Source organism: Streptomyces sp. NPDC048196, assembly GCF_040652715.1.
In the GTDB taxonomy this organism is placed as follows: domain Bacteria; phylum Actinomycetota; class Actinomycetes; order Streptomycetales; family Streptomycetaceae; genus Streptomyces; species Streptomyces siderophoricus.
The window spans coordinates 22,393-28,507 of sequence record NZ_JBEZMM010000073.1 but is presented as its reverse complement, the minus strand read 5'-3'; the positions used below and the strand labels follow the sequence as shown (position 1 = coordinate 28,507).

Annotated in this window: 5 protein-coding genes and 1 rRNA gene; 1 reads left to right on the top strand and 5 read right to left on the bottom strand. The window is 71.4% G+C overall.

Annotated features, from left to right (window positions below; translation table 11 throughout):
* Positions 1-105: ribosomal RNA gene (rrf, locus tag AB0E02_RS36330) — 5S ribosomal RNA — on the top strand; the annotation flags it as partial.
* Between the two features lie 363 nt (positions 106-468).
* Here rrf and AB0E02_RS36325 read toward each other — a convergent pair.
* From AB0E02_RS36325 to AB0E02_RS36305, 5 genes are read right to left on the bottom strand one after another with little or no spacing between them, the layout of a single operon-like run.
* Entirely contained in the window at positions 469-1,779 is a 1,311-nt protein-coding gene (locus tag AB0E02_RS36325) for a DUF58 domain-containing protein (protein WP_362148052.1), read from the bottom strand.
* Between the two features lie 9 nt (positions 1,780-1,788).
* Positions 1,789-2,754, bottom strand: coding sequence for a MoxR family ATPase (locus AB0E02_RS36320; protein WP_362148051.1), 966 nt, complete (start codon positions 2,752-2,754; stop codon positions 1,789-1,791).
* The gene (locus AB0E02_RS36315) at positions 2,735-3,961 is read right to left on the bottom strand and encodes a DUF4350 domain-containing protein (RefSeq protein WP_362148048.1); all 1,227 of its coding nucleotides are present in this window, start codon (positions 3,959-3,961) and stop codon (positions 2,735-2,737) included. The genes AB0E02_RS36320 and AB0E02_RS36315 overlap by 20 nt, the downstream gene beginning before the upstream one ends.
* Positions 3,958-4,650 carry a DUF4129 domain-containing protein gene (locus tag AB0E02_RS36310; protein WP_362148045.1) on the bottom strand — a complete coding sequence of 231 codons (693 nt, stop codon included), beginning with the start codon at positions 4,648-4,650 and terminating at the stop codon, positions 3,958-3,960. Before AB0E02_RS36310 ends, AB0E02_RS36315 begins: the two co-directional genes overlap by 4 nt.
* A gap of 4 nt (positions 4,651-4,654) precedes the next feature.
* Positions 4,655-6,052, bottom strand: coding sequence for a hypothetical protein (locus tag AB0E02_RS36305; RefSeq protein ID WP_362148042.1), 1,398 nt, complete (start codon positions 6,050-6,052; stop codon positions 4,655-4,657).
* Positions 6,053-6,115 lie beyond the last annotated feature (63 nt).

Genomic DNA, 6,115 nt, shown 5'->3' with positions numbered 1-6,115 from the left:
AGCGTTAGGGAAACGCCCGGTTACATTTCGAACCCGGAAGCTAAGCCTTTCAGCGCCGATGGTACTGCAGGGGGGACCCTGTGGGAGAGTAGGACGCCGCCGAACAATCTTTGTGGGAAAGCCCCGCACCATATGGTGCGGGGCTTTCCTGCGTTCTGGGTCGATGAGTGGACGGTACTCGGTAAGGCAATCTTGCGGCTTTCCCTTTCCGCCGCGCCCCAACGTTGTGGCCGGCGGTGGAGGCACGCTGGAGTTGGTTGTGCGCGTTGAAGCCACCGCCGTCCCCCTCACTCATTTCTCTCCAGCTGCGGTTCAGCGGCTGCAGGGGGCTGAGCACTGGGCCGAGTGATGCCCTTTACCAACGTAGGAGCAAACGTGATCCCCTCCGTGGCAGAGAGAGCCACGGAGGGGGCTTCGAATGACCGGCCGGGTGTACGCAAGGCGCCTGCGAGGACGCGGGCGACCTTTCTACAGACGGCCGGTGGACTTCAGGGTGAGGTAGGCGTCGGCCAGGTCGGGGGCCAGGTGGTTCGGGGTGGCGTCGAGGACGGTGATGCCCTGGCGGCGGAGGCGGTCTGCGGTGTGGCGGCGGGCGGCGATGGCCTGCTCTGCAGCTGCTGCGGCGTAGACGGCCTGGGGGGAGTGGCGGCCGGCGGCCATTTCCTCGATGCGGGGATCGGCTACGGCGGCGACGATGACTTCGTTGCGCTGGGTGAGGCTGGGCAGGACGGGCAGGAGGGCCTCTTCTACGGGGGCCGCGTCCAGGCTGGTGAACAGGACGATCAGGGAACGACGCGAGGTGCGGCGATGGATTTCGGCGGCCAGGCCGCGGGCGTCCGCCTCGACGAGTTCGGCTTCGAGGGGCGCGAGGGCGTCGGTCAGTGCCGGGAGAAGATCGCGTGCGGTGCGGCCCTGTACGGAGGCGCGGATGCGGCGGTCGTAGGCGAGGAGATCGACGTGGTCGCCGGCGCGTGCGGCCAGCGTGCCGAGCAGCAGGGCGGCGTCCATGGAGGCGTCGAGGCGGGGGATGTCGCCGATACGGGTGGCCGAGGTGCGGCCGGTCTCGAGGACGAGCAAGATGCGGCGGTCGCGTTCGGGGCGCCAGGTGCGGACGGCGAGGTCCTGTCGGCGGGCGGAGGCGCGCCAGTCGATGGAGCGGGTGTCGTCGCCGGGGGTGTAGTCGCGGAGGCTGTCGAACTCGGTGCCCTCACCGCGTGTCAGGAGGCTGGTGCGGCCGTCGAGTTCGCGGAGCCGGGCGAGCTTGGCGGGGAGGTGCTTGCGGCTGGTGAAGGGGGGCAGGACGCGCAGGGTCCACGGGACGTGGTGACTTCCCTGTCGCGCTGCCAGGCCGAGGGGGCCGTAGGAGCGGACGGTGACGCGTACGGCGTGGTGGTCACCGCGGCGGGTGGGGTGGAGGGTCGTTGTCAGTCGCCGGCGCTCGGCTGCAGGGATGCGGACATGGTGCCGGGAGGCGGCGATTTCTGAGCCGGGGTGGAAGGAGCTCGGGGGCCAGGCGTCGCGGACGTGGGCGCGCAGTGGACGGCTGCTCAGGTTGGCGAGGGTGAGGTGGGTGTGGGCTTCGCCTGTTAGTCGAACGGTTGTTTCACCGGTTCGGGTGAAACGGAGCGTTCGCACTGGCGCGGCGAGCGCGAGGTCGCACAAAATTGCTATCAGCAAGGCGAGTTGGACGATTGCGATGCCGAGCCAGCTGGGCAGCACGAAGCCGACGAACAGGGCTCCGAGTGCGGAGACGTGGGCGGTGCGTCCGGTGAGGGTCACGGTGTCGCCTCAGCGGGGGACGGGGAGATGTGCGAGTACGGCGTTGATCACGGAGTCTGCGGTGACTCCTTCCATCTCCGCTTCGGGGCGGAGCTGGATGCGGTGGCGCAGCGTGGGGAGAGCAAGGGCCTTCACGTCGTCAGGGGTGACGTAGTCGCGGCCGGTGAGCCACGCCCAGGCGCGTGACGTGGAAAGCAGGGCGGTGGCGCCTCGGGGGGAGACGCCGAGGGAGAGCGAGGGGGATTCGCGAGTGGCACGGCAGATATCGACGATATAGCCGGTGACTTCGGGGGATACCGAGGTCTTTGCGACGGCGGCTCGGGCCGCGTCGAGGTCGGCGACAGAAGCGACGGGGCGAAGGCCGGCGGCGTTCAGATCGCGGGGGCTGAAGCCGGCCGCGTGACGGGTGAGGATGTCGATCTCGTCGTGCCGGTCGGGGAGTGGGACCGTCAGCTTCAGGAGGAAGCGGTCGAGTTGGGCCTCCGGCAGCGGATAGGTGCCCTCGTACTCCACGGGGTTCTGCGTGGCGGCGACCAGGAACGGCTCGGGGAGGGGACGGGCCCTTCCGTCGACGGTGACCTGACGCTCTTCCATGGCCTCCAGCAGCGATGCCTGGGTCTTGGGCGGCGTGCGGTTGATCTCGTCGGCCAGCAGCAGATTGGTGAAGACGGGGCCCGGCTGGAAGGAGAACTCCGCGCTGCGGGCGTCGTAGACCAGTGAGCCCGTCACATCACTCGGCATCAGGTCCGGGGTGAACTGCACCCGCTTGGTGTCGAGTTCGAGGGAGGTCGACAGGGCGCGTACGAGAAGGGTCTTGGCGACGCCGGGTGCGCCTTCGAGGAGCACATGACCGCGGCAGAGGAGGGCGACGACCAGCCCGGTGACGGCGGGGTCCTGGCCTACGACGGCCTTGGCTATCTCGGTGCGCAGGGCCTCAAGGGAGCCTCGGGCGCTGTCAGCGGTCGGGGTGCTCACGGGGGGCGTGCCTCTCTTGGGAAACGATCGAGGATTCGAGTGCGTCGAGCTGGTCGGCCAGCTGCACCAAGGCCCGGTCGTCCGCGGGGGCCGGGCCGAAGAGCAGAGAGCGCAGATCTGTCGCGCGGTCAGCGGAAGGGGTCAAGTGGCTGTGGAGGGCTGGCAGAAGACGATCAGGAGTGTGGGCGTGTGTGGGTGGCACGCCGAGGAGGGGGGCGAGCCGGGTACGGGTTGCGGACCGCAGGATGGTTGCGGCCCGGTCGCGGGCGTGGGCCTGTTCGTAGAGGCGCGCGTGACCCTCGGTGGTCTCGGCGGCAGGGACGGTGACGGGAAGGTTTTCGGGGACGAGAGGGCCGAGTCGGCGGGCGCGCCAGACGGCGGCGAGGCCGGCGGCGATGGCGAGTTGGAGCAGGGCCCAGCTCCAGCCGGAGGGGATGAGATCGAGGAAGCTGCGCTGGTCATGAGCGGATGACGGGTCGCTCACGGAGGGGAGGTACCAGATCAGATGGTGGTGAGCACCGAGGAGTTGAAGGGCGAGCGAGGCGTTGCCGTGCTCGGCGAGGTGTTGGTTGTAGAGGAAGTCGGTGGAGCCGAGGAGGACGGTGTCGCGGCCGTTGCCGGCGGCCGGGAGGTGCAGCAGGGTGGGCCGGCCGCTGACGGGGTAGCAGCGCTCGGCGCGCTCGTCGGACGTGGTGTAGCGGAGGCCTCCGAGGAGCACGCTGCCGGCGCGGTGTGCGGCGGGGAGGGAACAGGCGGGATTGCGCCGGGAGTTGGCGGTTGCGGGCTGGGCCTGGACGCCGGGGGCGAAGGTCCAGAGGGAAGCGGAGCCGGGGGTGAGCAGGACGGTGCGCCCGGGGGTGCGAGCCGTTGCGGTGTGGAGGTCCGTCAGCTGTTTCTGCGTCAGGACGTCGGGGTCCGTGATGAGCAGGGTGGTGTCGGGGCCGGACGCGGCGACGGCCTCCTCGGAGGTGGTGACGACCTGGAGGGAGACGCCCTGGCCGGCCAGGAGCCGGGCCAGCGCACGGCTGCCGGAGCGGTCCGCCGAGCGGGGGTCGAGCCGGCCGTGCTGTTCGCCGGACTGCAGGGCGGCGAGGATCACTCCGCTGATGACGAGAAGAAGCAGTGCGAGCAGGGGTCCTCGGGAGCGGGCCCACAGTCGGCGCGCGGTGAGGGAGGGTGCGGCGGTCTCCGGGGCGGCCGTGGTCATCCGCGGCTCCTGGTCGGGGTGGCGGCCAGGTCGGGCTTGGCCTGCTGGAGCTCGGTGTCGAGGGTGGCCAGGAAGGCGTATGCCTGTTCTGTGCCGGTGCGGCCGCCGTATGTGACGTCGTCGAAGGTGCGGGCGGCGGTGCGGAGTTGGTCGGCGTACCGGGGGAGTGTCAGGCCGGCCTCGGCGGCGGCCTCGTCGGCGGTGCGGCCGGCGGCGGGGGTGAGCAGGGTGCGTTCCTCGAGGGAGAGGACGAGGGCGCGCATGCGGTCCTGGACGGCCTGGCTCCAGTGGCCTGCGGCGGCGTGCCGTTCGGCGGCCGCGCGGTGTTCGGCGGCGGTCCGGGGAGTGTCGGAGAAGAGGGCGCCGCTGGTGGTCGGAGTGCGGCGAACCGCGCCGAGGCGCAGCCGGAGGGCGACGACCAGCAGCAGGACGAAGGCGGCGATGGCGAGGAGGCCGATCCAGCCGCCCGGTGTGGCGCCGGCGGCCGCGCCGAAGAGGCCGTCGACGCGGTCCCAGAGCCAGTCGAGGGCGCGCTGGATCGGATTGGGGTCGTGCTGGTGGTACCGGGGGTCGGACAGTTCGCGCTCGGCCGCCTCGCGGGCGGGGAGGCGCGGTATCCGCACCGGTATCTCGTCGTCGGAGCGCGCTATGAGTGATCCGAGCGCGACCATGTTCCCCCCTGTGGTCACCGCATCAGCTTCCCGGTGCGGCGTCGGGACCGGCGTCGTCCGCAGTGGTGGCGGGCGCGGTCGGAGCGTGGGCGTTCGGGGCGCCTGCGGTCGGTGCGTCTGTGGCCGGTGCGTCGGTGGGGGTGTCGGCGCCGTACCCGGGGAGGCCGGCGGCGCGGGCCAGTTCGAGGTCGAGGGCCTCGCGGCGGATGCGCTGGTCCACGTAGAGGAGCGCGGTGACGCCGGCGCTGATCGGGAGGGTGATGGTGGAGCTGATCACGGCGCCGATGCCCAGCACGGTCAGGAAGGACCAGCCGGTGTTGCCGCTGGTGCCGTTCGCCCAGTCCAGGATGCTCTCACCGCCGATGACGAAGGCGACGATGGTGGCCGGGATCTGGATGATGAACTCGACGATGGCGACCAGGAGGTAGGCCAGCAGCTGGACGCCCAGCACCCGCCACCAGGAGCCGCGTACGAGCTTGGCGGAGCGCCGCATGGAGGCGATGATGCCCTGCTTCTCCAGCATCAGTGCGGGGGAGGCGAGGCTGTAGCGGACCCACAGCCAGATGCCGACGGCGGCGGCGGCGAAGCCGCCGAACACGGTGAGAAGCAGGCCCAGGTCCAGCGTGGCGAAGGCGGTGACGAGAAGGCCGGGGGTCAGGCCGACCGCGAAGACGGCCGTGATGAGCAGGGGCAGCAGTACCAACAGGCCGAGGAGGCGCGGGAGCTGGCCGCGGGCGTCGCGCCAGGCTTCGCCGGCCGTTACGGAACGGCCGAGGACGGCGCGGCTCACGATCATGGTGAGCAGTCCGGTGGCGATGATGGTGGCGAGGAGTCCGATCACCGAGGTGATGGCGGATCCGGCGAGCGAGTTCCCGGCCTGGCGCATGGTTTCGCGGACCGGCGGGGCGTTGTTGCTGGAGATCGTGGGTGCGCTGCCGGGGTTCCGGAACCACAGGCCGGTGACGATGGTGACGGCGGTTTGCGAGACGACTGCGACGATCAGCGATATGCCGAGCACGGTGCGCCAGTGGGCCCGCATGGTGGCGACCGCGCCGTCGAGTATCTCTCCGACGCCGAGCGGGCGGAGCGGGATGACGCCGGGCTTGGCCGCCGGAGGCACCGGGGACCAGCCCCAGGGGGCCTGCGGGCCGGGAGCCGGGTGGCCGCCCCAGCCGGGCCGGCCGGTGCCGGACGAGGCGCGGGCGCGGTCCTCGGGGCCGCTCTGGCCGGGGATGCCGGCGGGGGCCGACCACTGGCCGGCGGGCGGCTGTTGCTTGGACCAGTTCGGCGGGGTCGACTGCTCGGCGGGGCCGGGCCTGTCTTCCGTTCCGGGGGCCTGGAGGGGCTGCTCCGGTGTGCCGCGGCCCGGCTCGTCGGAGGGGGTGGATCCGGGCGAGGCCCAGCCCGGAGAGTTGTTCATCGTCGCTCCTTCTTGCTGCCGGCCCGCCGTGGCGGCCGGGGTCCGGGGTCCGCGGTGGCAGTC

What these genes read in the sequence shown, in the direction of transcription:
- AB0E02_RS36315 (WP_362148048.1), bottom strand. Translation starts at nt 3,961, where the DNA reads ATGACCACGGCCGCCCCGGAGACCGCCGCACCCTCCCTCACCGCGCGC.
- AB0E02_RS36305 (WP_362148042.1), bottom strand. Translation starts at nt 6,052, where the DNA reads ATGAACAACTCTCCGGGCTGGGCCTCGCCCGGATCCACCCCCTCCGAC.